Origin of the sequence: Enterovibrio litoreus (assembly GCF_045679545.1) — a bacterium.
Lineage (GTDB): Bacteria > Pseudomonadota > Gammaproteobacteria > Enterobacterales > Vibrionaceae > Enterovibrio.
Genome location: NZ_CP166194.1, coordinates 1,168,303 through 1,183,056 on the forward strand (window position 1 = coordinate 1,168,303; position 14,754 = coordinate 1,183,056).

11 protein-coding genes are annotated in these 14,754 nt (G+C 47.6%); 4 read left to right on the forward strand and 7 right to left on the reverse strand.

The features are described from left to right. Window positions 1–4 precede the first annotated feature (4 nt). On the reverse strand, window positions 5–1,978 hold the full coding sequence (locus AB8599_RS05120) for a methyl-accepting chemotaxis protein (RefSeq protein WP_407332698.1): 1,974 nt from the start codon (window positions 1,976–1,978) through the stop codon (window positions 5–7). Window positions 1,979–2,295: 317 nt separating this feature from the next. Next, window positions 2,296–3,051, reverse strand: a complete 756-nt coding sequence (locus tag AB8599_RS05125) for a DNA repair protein (protein WP_407332699.1) — start codon at window positions 3,049–3,051, stop codon at window positions 2,296–2,298. Window positions 3,052–3,371: 320 nt separating this feature from the next. Between AB8599_RS05125 and cysB the strand changes: the two genes are divergently transcribed. The 3 genes from cysB (at window position 3,372) to AB8599_RS05140 (ending at window position 6,392) form a co-directional block, all read left to right on the forward strand. Next, the gene (gene cysB, locus AB8599_RS05130; protein WP_407332700.1) at window positions 3,372–4,346 is read left to right on the forward strand and encodes an HTH-type transcriptional regulator CysB; all 975 of its coding nucleotides are present in this window, start codon (window positions 3,372–3,374) and stop codon (window positions 4,344–4,346) included. Between the two features lie 169 nt (window positions 4,347–4,515). Next, window positions 4,516–5,679: a methyltransferase gene (locus AB8599_RS05135; protein WP_407333181.1), complete on the forward strand. Its 1,164-nt coding sequence runs from the start codon at window positions 4,516–4,518 to the stop codon at window positions 5,677–5,679. After that, complete coding sequence (locus tag AB8599_RS05140; RefSeq protein ID WP_407332701.1) at window positions 5,670–6,392, forward strand: sulfite exporter TauE/SafE family protein; 723 nt, start codon at window positions 5,670–5,672, stop codon at window positions 6,390–6,392. Before AB8599_RS05135 ends, AB8599_RS05140 begins: the two co-directional genes overlap by 10 nt. Before the next feature lie 93 nt (window positions 6,393–6,485). On the opposite strand, the gene AB8599_RS05145 is transcribed toward AB8599_RS05140, so the two are convergent. After that, entirely contained in the window at window positions 6,486–7,373 is an 888-nt protein-coding gene (locus AB8599_RS05145; RefSeq protein ID WP_407332702.1) for a DUF3943 domain-containing protein, read from the reverse strand. Between the two features lie 467 nt (window positions 7,374–7,840). Here AB8599_RS05145 and AB8599_RS05150 point away from each other — a divergent pair, with 467 nt between their 5' ends. Next, window positions 7,841–9,094 carry a CinA family nicotinamide mononucleotide deamidase-related protein gene (locus tag AB8599_RS05150; protein ID WP_407332703.1) on the forward strand — a complete coding sequence of 418 codons (1,254 nt, stop codon included), beginning with the start codon at window positions 7,841–7,843 and terminating at the stop codon, window positions 9,092–9,094. A gap of 74 nt (window positions 9,095–9,168) precedes the next feature. Here AB8599_RS05150 and glsA read toward each other — a convergent pair whose 3' ends face one another. The 4 genes from glsA to AB8599_RS05170 all read right to left on the reverse strand — a co-directional run bounded on the left by glsA (window position 9,169) and on the right by AB8599_RS05170 (window position 14,746). Then, on the reverse strand, window positions 9,169–10,110 hold the full coding sequence (gene glsA, locus AB8599_RS05155; protein ID WP_407332704.1) for a glutaminase A: 942 nt from the start codon (window positions 10,108–10,110) through the stop codon (window positions 9,169–9,171). Further along, window positions 10,107–11,654, reverse strand: coding sequence for a putative glutamine/gamma-aminobutyrate antiporter GadC (gene gadC, locus AB8599_RS05160; RefSeq protein WP_407332705.1), 1,548 nt, complete (start codon window positions 11,652–11,654; stop codon window positions 10,107–10,109). The genes glsA and gadC overlap by 4 nt, the downstream gene beginning before the upstream one ends. Window positions 11,655–11,740: 86 nt before the next feature. Further along, complete coding sequence (locus AB8599_RS05165) at window positions 11,741–13,120, reverse strand: glutamate decarboxylase (RefSeq protein ID WP_407332706.1); 1,380 nt, start codon at window positions 13,118–13,120, stop codon at window positions 11,741–11,743. Window positions 13,121–13,462: 342 nt separating this feature from the next. Continuing rightward, entirely contained in the window at window positions 13,463–14,746 is a 1,284-nt protein-coding gene (locus AB8599_RS05170; protein ID WP_407332707.1) for a TRAP transporter large permease, read from the reverse strand. Window positions 14,747–14,754: the final 8 nt, after the last annotated feature.

Below are 14,754 nucleotides of genomic sequence, written 5' to 3' on the forward strand. Positions count from 1 at the left end.
ATCCTTAAACGCGGAAGTTCGATATCAGGTTTTGCTGATCCTGAGCCAGGTTGGCTAAGGACTCGCTGCTTGATGCTGATGCACGGGCATCTTTTTCTGCTTCATATGCAACGTGAGCAATGCCATTAATGTGCTCGGCGACTTCATGACTGACTTTGATTTGCTCTTCGGTTGCTTGGGCGACGTGGACGGCCATGTCTTGAATCGCTTCCATACGCGCAACAATATCTTGCAGGGTTTCGTCAGTGAGTCGCGTTTGGGTTAAACAATCGTCCATCTGCTTCTGGCTGGTACTCATGGTCTCTGCCATACGTGACGCATTGCCCTGCAGGTTGTTGATCATTTGCTGAATTTCTTCCGTGGACTGCTGTGTACGAGTTGCCAGCGCACGCACTTCATCGGCAACCACCGCAAAACCTCGGCCGTGAGAGCCTGCTCGTGCTGCTTCAATGGCGGCATTCAGAGCAAGCAAATTGGTTTGTTCGGCAATATCTTGAATGACATGCAAGATAGAACCAATGTTGTTGGAGTATTGGTTCAACTGTTGGGTATTAGATACCGCTTCGTCAATGTTGCTAGAAAGCTGTTCGGTGAGCTGGCGACTTAGAGAGACTTGTGATCGGCCGCTATTTGCTGTCTGGTTGGTGTTTTCGACTTCAGCGACGGTGAGTTCTGTTGAGCGAGCGATCTCTTTGGCGCTAACCTCCATCTCGGAAATCGCTGCCGCCACTTGGTCGGTGCGTGATTTCTGGTCTTCTACGCGAGTCATCGCAGTGTCACTGACACTGGCTGCGCGGCTGGCTTCGTTGAGTAAGTGCTGTGCACCATCGCCAAATTTCGCCAAGGTACGTGACATGGTGTCTGCAAGCATGTCGATAGAGCGGCTTAATTCGCCGAACTCGTCGCTGGCGTGATAGTTCGCACGCGTACGCATGTCGCCATCGGTCATTCGGCTTAGGACGTTGGTGATAAGCGCAAGCGGCTTTTGGATACTACGCGTTGTGCTAACACCGACCCAAAGGCTGATCGCTGCGGCGATAGACGTCATCACAATAATATACAGTAGCGCTTCACTCACTGCGGTCTCAGCATCATCACGACTGGTTTGCGCCAACTGGTGTGCAAAGTCTGCGTAGGCTTGCAGGCGCGATTGAATATCATCCATTTGTGCATCAGTTCGTGCGATTTCCTCTTGAAGCTGCGCATTGATGCGTTGCTGGCGAGCCATGACATCAAGTACACCATTTTCTGCCAACGTCAGAGCTTCTACTTTTTTCAAATTTCGCGAATAACGGGCTTTGACATCGGCTTCGACAGAGATGCGCTCAAGGCGCTTAAATGCGATTTCGATATCTTTCGAAAGGGCGTCACGAAGTTGATTAAGATCGGTATCTTGATTGGCACGGCGAAGCAATTTCATGTCGCGAGCAATACCACTGGTGATGAGTTCAGCACGGTTATGCAGTGAGCGTTTTACAGCCGCTTTTTGCAGTAACAGGTTCGCAGCCCATTGATACGTGTCTTCTAAGCGAAGAAATTGCAGATCTAACGCTTGGCGTTGATCAACCAGCGTATTCGATTGTTTTTGTAGGTCGATGAGCTTATGAGCTTGTTCGAAGTAGCGGGTTGAAGCCTGATGAATGGCATTAACCTGTCTGCGTTCGTCTTCATGCTGCACATTTTGCTGGGCTTGGCTGAGCGTTTGAAAGAAACGTTGTTGTTGGCGTTCAAGCAGGCGATCAATGCTGTCGGCACTGGTCGGGTCGTTTTGAAACGTTCTAATCAGTAGGCTAGTTCGCATCAATTGGGTGATCAAATCTCCTGATGCAACAACCATAGGGGTGGATTGGTTGGTAATTTGTTCGACTTTTCCTTGCAAGGTTTTAGCGTTGAACAAACTAATGCTGCTAAGTAGTGCCATTAACACAAACATTAAGGCAAAACCTGCGATGGTTCTTTGTACGACGGACAACTTCATTGTTCTCTCACTCTACAGCAGTCTTTAAACAGAAAGACTAAAAGTCATGCTAGCCTTTAATTTCACACTCAAAATAAACCCATGAGGGAAATCTATAAAAGCCAGCGATTTTGACATCAATGAGAGTTATCGGCACCTCATATTCACTTCTTTAGCGATAAAATGCGCAATTTTGCACGAATATTTCATGTCGTGAATTAATTATGGAGTGAGTATACCAATGAGTGCGTTAGGCATTGAAGAATGTGAAGGGGAGTGCGGTGCGTTTTAACAAAAAAAAGCCCCTGAGGGCTTTTTCTTTAACGATGGTGGTCAAATTACCATTTTTTCTTCGGTGCAAACAGCTCATCCAACTCTTTATTTTCATCGTTTTTAGGTCTGTTGGCCTCGTGTCCTTTGCTCAGTGCTGCGTTTACTTCTTCAAGCATGGCAGAAAGACTTTCTTTGGCTGATTGGCAATAAGGGTCGCTTTTGGTGCTTACTACATCAAGTGCTTTTTTCAGCAATTGTTGTGCGGTTCCCATCTGACCTTTGATCTTAGCGTCGTTTACGCGCTTGAGCACGTTCTCGATGTTAATCTTCATTTGCATTTGTTCCAAGCGAGAATTTTCCGCGACAAATGCTTGTGTTGGAAGCCGTCCCTTGGTGTGTTCTGCTTTGATAACTGCTCTTAAACGTTTGACCAATTTGAGCATCGAGATCGCTTCACGATCACTGTCTGGAACACGAAAAGAAGTAGACTCTTTGTTTTGATAGGTTTGTTTAATTTGATTCACTTGCGCTTGAACATCTGCGATACGCTGTGTAAGCGATCGATCATTCTTGTCGATGTCGTGCATCGTTTTTAAAGCGTCAAGTATCTTCTGGTTTAGGCATACCAGAAGCGTGCCGCTATAAGGCAAATTGTGAGCATTACCGATCAACTCTTCAGTGGCATCAATAACTGCAATATATTTTGCCATTTCCTGGCGTTTTGATGACTCTACACGTTGACGCTGCTGGGCCATGATGTTGTAGCCAACAATGAGACCGAGCAGGATGACACATAAGCCAACCACTAAGGCGATATTCATAAGTGAGCGTCGATAATCCCTGTTAAAACTAAGACGGCCTAAGATACACGATCTGCTAGTATGGTCATAGTTTGTTAGTACTATTTTCGATCTTAGCTAAATTCTGGCTTGTCGTATCTCTTTTCTCTGATTTAGTGCGTTTCAGTGCACGTTTATTTGCAAAGCTATCATTACAGTATTGGGTGTTTTTATCTGAATAAATGTCAGTGACAGCGCGGCCAATTTGGGCGCTAAGTAGTGGTTATGCATGTTAGCGCTTCGCCTGTCCGTCAATTCACGCTATAACCTCTTTATACATCATTGATACTTGCTGCAACGTTATGAAATTACAACAACTTAAATACATCGTCGAAGTGGTTAATCACGATCTGAATGTTTCGTCTACGGCGGAAAGTTTATACACTTCGCAACCTGGTATCAGTAAACAAATTCGCGCGTTGGAAGACGAATTGGGTGTGCAGATATTTGGTCGAAGTGGCAAGCATTTAACGAAACTGACGCCAGCAGGTGAACAGATCGTTGAGATCGCGAGAGACATTCTGTCTCGCGTGGATAGTATCAAGTCTGTTGCTCACGAATACACGACCCCCGACAAAGGCAAACTCAATATCGCGACCACCCATACTCAGGCAAGATATGCGTTGCCTGATGTGATATCTCGTTTTGTGAAGCGCTACCCGAACGTCTCTTTACACATGCATCAAGGTGCGCCGAGCCAGATTGCGGATTTGGTGTTGAAAGGTAAGTCGGATTTTGCCATTGCGACAGAGGCTTCTCATCTCTATGAAGATCTGGTCATGTTGCCTTGTTACCATTGGACGCGTTCATTAATTGTCAGAAAAGATCATCCACTCGCACAGCGCTCGTCTGTGACTATTCACGATATTGCACGTTTTCCATTGGTCACCTATGTCTTTGGTTTTACAGGACGATCTAGTCTTGATAGTGCGTTCAATAACGCAAAGCTGAAGCCTAATATTGTGTTTACGGCGACCGATGCAGATGTCATTAAAACGTATGTTCGCCTTGGGATTGGCATTGGGGTGATGGCGAGTATGGCCTATGACAAAGATCTGGATGAGGATTTGGTTGCTATTGATGCCAGTCATATCTTTGATGCCAGTACGACGAAGATTGGCTTTAGACGTGGCACGGTATTGCGCAACTACATGTATGACTTTATCGAGAGTTTTGCCCCGCACCTTGACAGAAATACCATAGACACGGCCATGCAGATTAAAAACCCTTGTGAATTAGATAACTTCTTCAGACGGTTCGAGCTTCCCATCAGATAGCGTTGGGTTCCTGTTTTCGGTATATACTTCTGCTGCTTTTTCGGTGTTTTACACCGTTTGTATCAGCCGATAGTGGGAACTTACCTTGCCTCAATCCTTAACCTTGCTCAACGAGCATTTTTCGCAGTTCGATACCTTGCTTGAACGTCATGTTACGTTTTGGCAGGGAATGCCTTTTGATTGCCTAGATTTACCTTGGAGAACTGCGTATCCCGCATTATGTGAATGGTTAGATTCGCTGAGTCTGGAAGCACTGCAAGCGTATAAAGCATCCCCGGAAACATTAGCAGAGGCCGTGAAAACATGGCTACCTGAAGCGCAACAACTTGTCGCGCTATGTGAAACCAATGTTAATCAAGCAGAACGGTATCAAACCGACATATGCCATGAGTCGGAGGCCAACTACGACAGCCATCTTGCTACAGGGATACCTGGTCGAAAATGGGCTCAAATAACGGCGTTTAACCGTGCAATATCGCTTTCTCATCAAGGTTCGTGGTTGGAATGGTGTGCAGGGAAGGGCTATCTAGGTCGTGTGCTTTCGGCCTGTCGACAGGCGAAGGTCACCAGTTTGGAATGGCAGCCAGCGTTGTGCCAAGACGGTCAAGCTTATGCCGACCAGCATCAGCTTTCGATGCATTTCGTTAATGGTGATGCGTTCGCGCCTGAAAGCGAAGCCTTGGTGAGTCGTTGCGATCATGCGGTGGCGTTGCACGCCTGTGGTGATTTGCACGTGACACTGTTGCGTCACGGCGTGGTGGCCAAACCCCAAAGTCTCACGGTTTCTCCTTGCTGCTATCACCTTATTCGTGATTCTCATTACCAACCCTTGTCTGTTTTGGCAAAGCAGTCATCATTGTCTTTGTCTCGGCATGACTTAAAGCTGCCATTGCAAGAAACCGTCACTGCAGGGCAAACGGTGCGAAACAAACGTATTGTTGAAGTGAGCTTTCGCTTGGGCTTTGACAGCTTGCAGCGCGCGCTAGGCCATAGTGATAGTTACCTGCCAGTGCCTAATGTGCAAAAGTCTCTGTTAAGCGAAGGCTTTGAGGCATTTTGCCATTGGGCTGCGGATAAAAAAGGGATTTCCATTCCCGACAACACTGACTTTGCGGCTTACCTCAGACAAGGGGAAACAAGGTTTCTGACTGTCGAGAAAATGGAAACACTACGTACGTTGTTTCGACGGGCATTGGAAATGTGGTTGGTGCTCGATAGGGCTATTTACATGAGCGAAAATGGTTTTGACGTTGAGATATCCACCTTTTGCGCGCGTGAACTGACGCCGAGAAATCTTCTAATCAAAGCGACAAGGAAGGCTAAATGGAACTGAGCTATGAGCAGCTCATCATGGTCATGTTTGCGCTTGGGCTGGGGGCATTTGTTCAAAGTCTGATTGGCTTTGGGCTTGCCATTGTTGGCGCGCCACTTCTCATGTTGATTGAACCTTCATTGGTGCCTGCGACTGTCACCTTAGTGACCTTGTTCCTTGCCATGGTCAATACATGGCAGTATCGCCGCCAGCTATCATTAAGGGGCATTGGCTGGGCATTCGTTGGGCGCGTCCCTGGCACTTTTGTGGCAGGTGCATTGCTTATCTATCTGTCGATTAACGCGTTGGAAATCATCATGGGATTGGCAGTTCTTTTTGCCGTTGTTGCCAGTGTGTTCAAATTTTCCGTTGAGCCTAACAATAAAAATATGTTTTGGGCAGGTTTTGCGGCGGCAGTGATGGGGACAACAACCAGTATTGGTGGCCCCCCCATGGCATTGGTGCTGCAAAAAATGGATATCGTCAAACTGCGTGCAAACTTGGCGGGGTATTTCATATTTAGCTGCGCGATTTCACTCGGTGTACAGGGAATGACGGGCTATTTCGATTGGTGGCATCTCAAAGTGGGTCTTCTGTCTTTGCCCGTGGTGTTTCTCTCCTCATGGTTGGCGCTGAAAGTCGCCCCGCGTGTTCGAGCAGAGTGGGTAAGGTATGGCTTGCTGATTCTTTGCTCGTTTGCGGGTGTCACGACGTTTATTCGCGGTTTTTCCTGAGCAAAAAAATAGCCGACATCGTGCCGGCTATTTTTTAATTCCTTCTGCTCGATACGCGGTATCAAGCTTTGGTTCTGCTCTTCAATTCTGTTATTAAAACTTTAAGCTGACCTGCATACCAATAAACTGGCTGTCATAAGGTGCACCAGCATCTGCGGCATACCTTGCGGCTTCTTGGTTATTGAACCATGGGTCGTAATTCATGCGTACGTCAGTGTCACCCTGCCACCAATCCGTTACCCAGTGATGAATATGACCGACAGGGTTGAGGAAGAACAAGCTAACGCCACCGAGTGTGTCAGAGCCTAGAACTTCGCCGCCATCAGCAACAATGTCTTGTTCAGTGAGATACATCCATTCACCCACCGCAGCGCCAAACAGAGGCGTAACAATGATGTCCTGAATTGAAGGGACCTCTGCAAAGCTCTCTACGCCATATTCCCAGAAAAATGTCGACATGGTGAATGAATACAAGAATGACTCGAACTCATTAAAGCCAGAGTGACGCGCCGCCGTGTAGTAAACACCGCCAAAGTACGGGTGCATTACATAGTTCAAGTAGTGATCATCTTTGTCCCACACTGGACCTGCAGACACGTTGTCCCACCATTTGCTGGCAAGGTTACTAAAGTCGCGATCCTCTGCTGTCCAGTTGGTCACGCTTTCAGGCAGGAATGTCATTAAGCCCACTGTCGCGACACTCAAACCTAGAATGGTATAGGTTTGTCCCATCAGATAATCCCAGTCTTTCTCTGGCGCGGTAGACAGATACTTGGGTAAGCGATGAGCAGGCGCTTCGTTAAAACGAAGCGCATTGTCTTCTGGTTGTGTTTGTGCGTCGTTCAATGCAAGCGCATCAAAGCCATAGTTGCTTGAGTAGTTATAAGCTTGCTGTTCGAAATTGATGGTAGATGCATCAAAAGCAAAGGCCGATTGGGCACAAAACAGAGCGGCCGCAGCCACGGTTGAGCGATAGCGCACGTAGGATCTCCCACACAACAAAATGCCAAACCTTTCAGCAAGCAGTTGTGCTACTGAGGTCTGGCAGAAAAAGTGTTTAGCAATAAGGTGTTATTCAGTCAGTGTTAAGCGATATACGTCCATAATAACAACACCGATACGGAAGGCATTTAACCGATACCGCGTACCAATTGTGAGGCACTGAGAATTAAGCCGCTAATCATAGCAATGGAAAGGGCTATATTTCCACCAAAAACTTGATCGGTGTCGCATTTAGCTTCTGGTTAAGTGTTTCTATTGCGCCTGAAATGGGAAGTCTGACGAGAGAATCAGCCAAATTTCAGTTCGACCAGCGGGTTTGAGGCATGAAGATCCTAATGAAGAAAACGGTATATTAAGATTCAGGCTAATAAAGGATATCGCTAGTTGCGATAGCGGTAAGTGTCTGGGCATAATGGATTTACGTCATGGCATACAAGGAGATATCGGTGGGACAGAGCAAACTTCGGGTCGCAATGTTAAGTACTGGCGAGGAAGTGCTGCACGGTGATATCACCGATACTAATGCAGCTTGGTTATCGAGACGCTGTTTTGAGGAAGGCTTTGCATTACATCGTCGCGTCACCGTCGGTGATGCGGTAGACGATATCGCCATTGAATTGGTTCGGTGTAGCCAAGTTTCCGATGTGGTGATCGTGAATGGTGGCCTTGGGCCAACCACGGATGATCTCACCACTGAAGCCATGGCGATGGCGATGAATGTTGACCTTGAGCTAAATAATCATTGGTTAACCGAGCTTAAAGAGCGGTTTGAAAAAAATGGCAAATCGATGCCGAAAAGCAACATTAAGCAGGCAATGCTACCTGAAGGTGCCGAGTTGGTTGACAACCCAGTGGGCAGCGCATGTGGATTTGCGGCAACCCTTAATGATTGTCTGTTCTTCTTCACGCCGGGTGTGCCGAGTGAATTCAAGCATATGTTTGAGAATGAAATTGTACCGAGGCTTCAGGTGCGATTCCCCAATACCACAAAGCAAGAAATTCAACGTCTATACACCTTCGGTTTTTCTGAGTCCCTTCTTAACGACAAGTTAGAAGCCCTCGCGTTACCCGATGATTTTGAGTTGGGATACCGCTCTTCGTTACCTTTTATTGAGGTAAAGTTGTTTTCGCCCCGCCAGCACTCTGATATTTCGCTGATCACCGATGCTATTCGCGGAGTGTTGGGCGACCGCTTAGTGGGTGATGGTGTACCCATGCTGGAATCTGTCGGTAGCCTGTTGTCGCAGTCGAATACCAGTATTGCGGTGGCAGAAAAGTTCTCTGGCGGATTTCTAGCTAATTGGTTAAATCAAGGTGAGCGGACCAAAGAGGCATTTGTGCAGGGATGGGTGTTGAGTGAATCAACCCTGATTACTGATGGCGAGTACAATCCTCTCGCTGCGGTGTTAGCCATGGCGACAGCGTCTCGTGAAAATGCCGGTGTGAACATTGGACTAGCTTGCGGAGACATGGAGGCTGGTCGTGTTGCTTTGGGGCTTTCTGCACCGGATGGTGATTGGGGCATCATAGTGAAACCGCGTCGTTCTCAGAGTAATGAGAACTTTCGCTGTTACACCGCAACCATGCTGCTCGATATGCTCAGGCGTTATCTGTCGGGACAGAACATGTTTGCTGACATTGCGTCTCTGGTCACGCTCGAATCGCTGCATATACCTGTCGACGCTGACGACACGCATTGAGGTCACTTGCGGCCGATTGTGATAAAAACGCCTGACAATTCAATGTCAGGCATTTTTTGACCGACTAAAAGCCGTTACGATGCGTACAAATTGAGGTTCAGCGTTTTGGCAACCTGCGCGATCATCCGCTGCGCCCGAACACTATTGCCTGACTCATCGAGTGGCGGCGAGAAGGCGGCAATCCCCAGCTTGCCGGGAGCAACAGCCAGCAAGCCACCACCTACGCCACTTTTACCGGGCATACCCACTTCAAACGCCCAATCGCCAGAATAGTCATAAAGACCTTCCATTGTCATTTCTGCTAAAACAGGTGCAACGTTTCTCGCCGAGACAACTTGTTCACCTGATATTGGGTTCTTACCGCGATTGGCCAATGTTGCACTTAGCACCGCAAGATCTTTGCACGTGACCAAGGTTGAGCATTGGCGAGTGTACACATCGCAGGCTTCCATCGGGTCACAGAAACAGTTACCTGCAGCGTACAAGATCCATGCAATACCACGGTTGTGAAAGTTGGTGGTTTGCTCCGATTCATTGATGTCATCGGACAGCACGATATGCCCCGCAGTGATCCGTCGCTGCATATCCAGAATCCGTGCCCATCGTTTTTCAGGATCCGAAGCGGTGAGCAGGCTGACAGTTGCCATCGCGCCCGCGTTGACTAAAGGTGACAATGGTTTGTCTTGATGCTCGCAAAGTGCCACAACAGAGTTGAATGGCAGCCCTGTAGGTTCAGCACCAATTTTTTCACGCACCATTTCTGGGCCAACATCTTCCATCAACAATGCCAATGTTGGGACCTTTGAGATCGATTCAATCGCAAAAGCATAATCACTGTCGCCGGCCTGATAAATGTCACCGTCAGCAGTCACGATAACCAGCGCTGCAAGATCTGACGGCACGGATGCGAGATAGGGGATATAACTGGCATTTTCGCCGCCGGGTAGCGCACGAAATTGGGCGTAGGTGTCATCGACCAGCGCTTGCAAAACTTCTGCGGAAGGTAGTGCGCTCATGATGCTTCTCCTTTGCCTTCGCGATGCACTGCCGTGACAGCTTCAGTATGTGTGTCTGAGTGGTTTTTGAGGCCAGGATGCACACCCTCAATCTGCCAAGTAAACGGTGCAAAATCAGAGTTTTCATCTCGCCAATGTGGTTTGCGAATGGCATAGATAACAAAAGGAATCGCAATGAAGAGCACACTCAATCCCACCAAAATCGACATGAATACCGTAGGGCTACCGACGGCTATTTGGCTGGGTGGAATAAAGCTGAACGCAAAAGCGATAGCAGAACTGGTGAAACCGATACCCGCGAAAAGGTACAAGCCTTTTTTACCGCCAGGAACATTGTAAGGGCGAGGGCGGTTGGGTTGACTGAAACGCAGATAAATGGCGGCGGAAAACATCAGCATATAGAGCGTAAGATAAATGACCGCAGCCAATTGGCTGAGTATTTGGTAGGCCGCTTCAACGGAAGGCAACACAACAAAGGTTATCGCAAGGAAACTGACAATAATGCCTTGAACCAGCAGGATATGTGTCGCCATGCCGTTTTTGTTGGTTTCCTGCCAAAACCGCGGCATGTAACCTGCTTTGGCGACTTCCAGCAAGCCCGTTGATGGTCCAGCTACCCAAGTCACAATGCCCGCTAGCACACCAATGGCAAGGCATATCGCCATGATTGGCCCCAAGAAGCTGAGCCCTGCCCAGCGGAACATATCAAAATAAGCTACGAGCAAACTTTGTGTAAGGTTGATATCCGTGTTGGGGATTACAAAGGCAATCGCCAGTGTGCCTAGGACAAAGATAACCACAGTACCTAGTGCGGCGATACCAATGGCTATAGGATACGATCGCGTTGGGTTGTCCAGATCTTTGACGTGAATGGCATTCATCTCCATACCTGCGTAAAACAGGAAAATACTGGCTGCGAGCACCACGTTATTGAACTTGGAAAAATCGGGAATAACGTCTTTCCACGCCATGTCAATTTGGATTTTCTCTCCGCTAAACAGAAAAGCAAAGCCGAGTAAAATGAGGATGATTGCAGGAATGATGGTGCCGATGATCCCGCCCCATTTAGACAGCAATGTGAAGGCTGAAACACCACGAAACGCGATAAAAGTGGCAAACCAATAGATAGCCAGCACGATGGCCAGAACAAAGAATTTATTTTGTGACAAGGCTGCATCAAAGGTTTGATCGGGGCCGATGAAGGCCAGTGATACAGCACCAAAGGTGAGCGCAGTCGGGAACCACACACACACCTGCACAAACAGCAAGAACATGGCCATAAAGGCGAGTTTTGGGCCAAAGGCTTCACCCACCCAACGGAAAATCCCGCCTTTTTCTGGCCAGCCCGTCGCGAGTTCTGCTGCGACCAAAGAGACTGGTATGAGGAAGAATACGGCGGCAAATACATAGTAAAAAACGGAACTGAGGCCATATTCAGCTTCGGCTGGCAAGCCACGTAAACTGACCACAGCCACAATATTCATGATGGCAAAGGTAAAAACACTGATCTTGCCAACAGCTGAGGCACTGACTTTTTTATTCATCTTTTAATCCTTAGAGATGAAGGCCACGGTTTATTTGTGGCCTTTGGACTAAATTGAACGATTCATCGACGCGGTGATGCACAGTATCAACCGTGATGGAACGAAGAAGTCGTACCCGATTTCGCTTGCGGGTACTGTTTGAAGTAATCGATACACCGCTTAAGGTCTTCTAGCAGCATCGAAACCATATCTAAGCTAACGCCATGACGGATCATAATGCGCTGTATGACGGTATCTTGGCGGTTGCTTGGTAGGGGATAAGAAGCAATTTGCCATCCTCGCATCCGCATGCGATCTGACAAGTCATAGAGGGTAAAGCCCCAATCGCCTTCTTTGAGGCTGTAGCTTAAAGCGGGTAACCCGCCGCGGCCATTATAGAAAATATCGAAAGGACCAATTTTGGCAATTTCATCAGCTAGCCATTGTGCTGTGCTGAAGCACGATTCGTGAATGCCTTTGTAGCCTTCAAAACCAAGACGCAAAAAGTTGTAATACTGTGCAACGATTTGACCACCCGGACGCGAGAAGTTGAGCGCGAATGTTGGCATATGTCCGCCAAGGTAATCGACATCAAACACGAGTTCTTCAGGAAGATGCGCTTTATCTCGCCATACCACCCAGCCCACACCTAACGGAGCCAATCCGTATTTATGGCCAGAGCTGTTGATTGAAACCACGCGGGGCAAGCGAAAATCCCATTTCAACTCGGGCGTGACGAATGGCGCAATAAAGCCGCCTGAAGCGCCATCAACGTGAATGGGCACATCGAGTCCGGTCTGCGCTTGAAGTTCATCGAGTTTTTGTGAAATGATTTCTACCGGCTCATACACACAGGTGTAGGTCACACCGAGTGTAGGCACCACACCTATCGTGTTTTCATCCACGTATTGCGAGAGCTTGTCTGGGTTCATGCCCACTTCATCGCCGTCGAGTGGGATTTCACGCATTTCCACATCAAAGTAGCGGGCAAACTTATGCCAGCAGATTTGTACAGGGCCGCAGACAATATTGGGTTTATCTGTCGCAAGACCTAAAGCTTCGCGTTTTTTGCGCCAATTCCATTTCATGGCAAGGCCACCCAGCATGGCCGCTTCTGACGAACCGGTCGTGGAGCAGCCCACCGTGGTTTCGCTTTCTGGGCTATTCCAAAGTTTGGCGAGAATATGCACACAGCGAGATTCAATCTCTGCGGTCTGTGGATACTCATCTTTATCGATCATGTTCTTATCGATACACGCATCCATCAGGTCATGAACACTGGGCTCCATCCAAGTCGAACAAAAGGTAGCGAGGTTTTGCCTTGCATTCCCATCCATTAAAAGCTCATCTCGTAGTAGTTGTGCTATCAACTCGGGAGACTGACTTTCTGTTGGCAGAGAGTGCTTGGGCAGTTGGGTTCGAGAAAGAGCCTCTTCGTAAATATCCTCAGTTTGAGTGTCATTTTTTTTGGTGAAGTGCAATCCCATTTTGTGTCTCCTGACGCGCTGGAAATAGTTGAGAACAGGCGTTCCCTGACGAACAATTTCGCCCAGCTATCAGTATTGGAAAGGCAGAGAAAAATAAGTGACTAATAAATGAGATGATTGCAGTAAAAAAGACGGTTTTTTGGACAGATAAATGCAGACTGTGATCTTCTATCAATGTAGTAGCGCGAAGAGTCGGGAGATTAGCGTGAGATCAGTGGTTAAAATTGCAGACAATGTCTCTTGACGATGGGAGTGAAAAAAAAGCCGCAGAACCTGAATAAGCGTTTTGCGGCTTTTTGGCAACAAGATGCGCGATGGCATCTTGTTGAAACGATGAATCAATTAAAAAAGGTTTGGTAAGAACATCACTAGTCCTTCCCAGTAAGTCAAAATCATCAATACCGTCAGTAGTGCTGCCAGTAACGGCGCTACTTCTCGCACGAAATCAACCATCCTTACACGAAGAATCGAGCAAACGGTAAACATCATTGAACCGAATGGTGGAGTGACACCACCAATCATGATATTGACGATGACAATGATACCGAAATGAACCGGATTCACGCCAAGGTTCAGGACTGCTGGCAATAACAAGGGTGTCAGGATGATCATTGCTGCGCCACCTTCAATGAACATACCAACAATGATCAACAGAATGTTGATGATGAGCAGCAATACGGCTTTGTTATCTGTCAGGCCAATGAGCATAGACGCGACGTCTTGAGGAATTTGCTCCAACGTCATGTAATAGCCAAAGACCATTGCACCGATGATGATGAACATGACGCTGCTGGTGCCCTGAATCGTTTCGCGCAAAATAGCCGCAAAGTGATGGATCTTTAACTCGCGATAGATAGCAAAACCGATAATGGTACAGAGCAATACCGCAATAGCGCCCGCTTCGGTGGGCGTGAAAAGACCAAAGCGCATGCCTAAAATGATGCCAAACGGGATCAGCAATGCAGGTATCGCTTTGCCGAAGTAGCCGAGCCTTTCTTTCGCGCTCGCAGGGTGCTCCCGTGAAGGCTTGTATTTACGTTTTTTAGAGATGAAAGCAATCGTGATCATCAAAGCCGCTGCCATCATAAACGCAGGCACATATCCAGCGATAAACATGGAATGCACGGACACGTTGGCAAGCAAAGCAAAAATAATCAGGTTAATCCCCGGCGGTATGACAGGGCTTATACTCGAGGATGCGGCAGTGACAGCAGCAGTAAACGGTAGGTCATAGCCACGCTTTGTCATCTCAGGGGCAAGGATCTTTGACTGCATGGCCGCATCCGCATTGGCGGAGCCTGAAATGCCGCCCATCAAGGTACTCAGCAACACATTCACATGTGCTAATCCACCGACTTTATGCCCGATCAGTGAGTCTGCAAATGCCAGTAGATTTCGGCTTATTCCTGCATAGTTCATGATTGATCCAACCATGATAAAGAAAGGGATAGCAAGAAGTGGGAAAGAAGAAACCGTAGAAATAAACCGCTGCATGACCAAACTTACGGGGATAGAGTCATTGATGAATAGGAAGTAAAACATCGATGAAGCGATCAAGGAAAAGGCAATAGGTATATTGAGAAGAAATAAAACAAATAAAAGAATAATAGGTATATAGATATCCACAGCAGCCA

Excerpts from the sequence above, each read along its gene's own strand:
- AB8599_RS05165 (WP_407332706.1), bottom strand. The coding sequence starts at position 13,120 with ATGGGATTGCACTTCACCAAAAAAAATGACACTCAAACTGAGGATATT.
- cysB (WP_407332700.1), top strand. The coding sequence starts at position 3,372 with ATGAAATTACAACAACTTAAATACATCGTCGAAGTGGTTAATCACGAT.
- glsA (WP_407332704.1), bottom strand. The coding sequence starts at position 10,110 with ATGAGCGCACTACCTTCCGCAGAAGTTTTGCAAGCGCTGGTCGATGAC.
- AB8599_RS05120 (WP_407332698.1), bottom strand. The coding sequence starts at position 1,978 with ATGAAGTTGTCCGTCGTACAAAGAACCATCGCAGGTTTTGCCTTAATG.
- AB8599_RS05125 (WP_407332699.1), bottom strand. The coding sequence starts at position 3,051 with ATGAATATCGCCTTAGTGGTTGGCTTATGTGTCATCCTGCTCGGTCTC.
- AB8599_RS05135 (WP_407333181.1), top strand. The coding sequence starts at position 4,516 with ATGCCTTTTGATTGCCTAGATTTACCTTGGAGAACTGCGTATCCCGCA.
- AB8599_RS05140 (WP_407332701.1), top strand. The coding sequence starts at position 5,670 with ATGGAACTGAGCTATGAGCAGCTCATCATGGTCATGTTTGCGCTTGGG.
- gadC (WP_407332705.1), bottom strand. The coding sequence starts at position 11,654 with ATGAATAAAAAAGTCAGTGCCTCAGCTGTTGGCAAGATCAGTGTTTTT.